Here is a 1,646-nt window from a genome sequence, read left to right on the forward strand (position 1 = left end):
CTCGCGATCAGGCGCGCCACGGCGTCGGGATCGGAGGAGATCGACGACGTCGAGGGCTCTTCCCGGCCAGGCTCGAGCACCGCGACAGAGATTGTCTTCTTGTGAACATCCAGACCGAGGTGGATCAGGTCCCGACGCTCCTGCACACTGGACATGACGACCGGCTCCTTCGTATGTGGCACCTTCCGCTCCAGAGTGGATGACCCACGCGAGATGCGAAACGGGCCGGCCGTTCCATGCTGACTGACCCCGGAGAGAGCAAGAGGTGACTCAGTGGGTCGTCAAGGGTGGATCCACGGCTGAGCTGACGAAGGCGCTGGGCGTTTCGCCGGCCACCATCCAGCAGCACCTCAAGAGCATCTTCGAGAAGGTCGGTGTGAGTAGTCGTGGTGAACTCGTCGCGAAGGTCTACTTCGACTGCTACGACCTGCGTACCAGGGACAACCGCATACGGATCAGGGACGAGCGGTCCATCCGCGGCGGCCCGAAGGCCCGTAACGTAGGGGAGAGAACGGCACCTCTCCAGTAATGCACGGCACCTCGCCAGTAGTACGTCGGACACTGCGACCCGTCGCTGGCGGGCCCGGCACGTGGTCACTCTGGCCGTCCGTGCGGTGCTGCTTCACCTGTCGCGCGTTCTGGTTTCGCTGTCCGGCACCGCGTCGATGGCAGGGCGGGACGTCGACGACCGACGGCTGGATGGTCGCCTACGGCACGTACGCCTACCTCGAGGGACCCCTGCTCGTGGCGTCCCAGCTTGCCGGCGCCGTCGAGCGCCGGATCGGCTCCGGGACGCGCGTGAGCCACACTCCGGGTGCCACTACCCAGAACCTCCTCGAGCACGCCCGGGTGCTGGCGGTCGGCGGCATCGCCGAGGGCCTGGAAATCGACGGATGCGGGTCGCGTGCTTCGCACCGTCCGCACCAGGCCGGGTCCGAACATTGGGATGCCCCGGTCGCCACCGCCGGCTTAACGCGGTCCGGCGACCGCCCCCGCCTCTCGGGGGCTCCGTAAGGGCGCCGCCCGACCGCCGTCGCCGCCCTCGCTGTGGCCGTGCAGGAGTCTGTTGCGCGCCGTGGCCTCGCGCGCGACGACGGACCCTCGGATCGTCTGCCGCCCCGGGCACCGGGGAGCCGTCGGCCTCGCGAGCTTGGGCCATTCAGCGTCCGGGCCTCATGACAAGGCGCGATGTGGCACCCGCCCCTCCTCCCGGCAACGGTCCGTGAGCTCGGCAGCGGCTCCCGCGAGCGGTAGATGCGGTAGATCCGGAGTCGATCGACGGTGCGGGGCACGTTCAGGCGGGCGTCTGCCGGTGTTCGGTTGGGTGTGATGGGGGTCATGGGTTGGTGGTTTGACCGTGGGTTCTGGGGTTGCTTAATATTGGTGAGCCCCGCCAGGGAGGCACGGACACCGTGAGGGTGGCCGGTCCCGGGGGGAAATCCTGGTTGTGAGTCGTGGTTTCGTGCTGCGGCGGTGGTCGGGGTGCCTGGCCGGTTGTGATTGTGCCTGTGCTGCGGGTTGACCTGCGGATTTGGCATGGTGGCTCGGATAGGTTAGGTTAGAGAGGTTGCCCCGGTGGGGGTTCGGGAGTGGGTTTTCCCGGGTCTTGCTGGTGTGTGTCTGTTCTTTGAGAACTCAACAGTGTG

The 1,646-nt window shown here is 67.3% G+C and carries 1 protein-coding gene and 1 pseudogene; both read left to right on the forward strand.

All coding sequences use genetic code 11. The features are described from left to right. Positions 1–262: 262 nt before the first annotated feature. Positions 263–529, forward strand: a pseudogene (locus KZX45_RS19735) (helix-turn-helix transcriptional regulator); the annotation flags it as partial. Positions 530–699: 170 nt separating this feature from the next. Continuing rightward, positions 700–1,014, forward strand: coding sequence for a hypothetical protein (locus KZX45_RS19740; protein ID WP_248259466.1), 315 nt, complete (start codon positions 700–702; stop codon positions 1,012–1,014). Positions 1,015–1,646 lie beyond the last annotated feature (632 nt).

This window comes from Georgenia sp. EYE_87, assembly GCF_023148685.1.
GTDB lineage: Bacteria > Actinomycetota > Actinomycetes > Actinomycetales > Actinomycetaceae > Georgenia.

Excerpts from the sequence above, each read along its gene's own strand:
- KZX45_RS19740 (WP_248259466.1), top strand. The coding sequence starts at position 700 with ATGGTCGCCTACGGCACGTACGCCTACCTCGAGGGACCCCTGCTCGTG.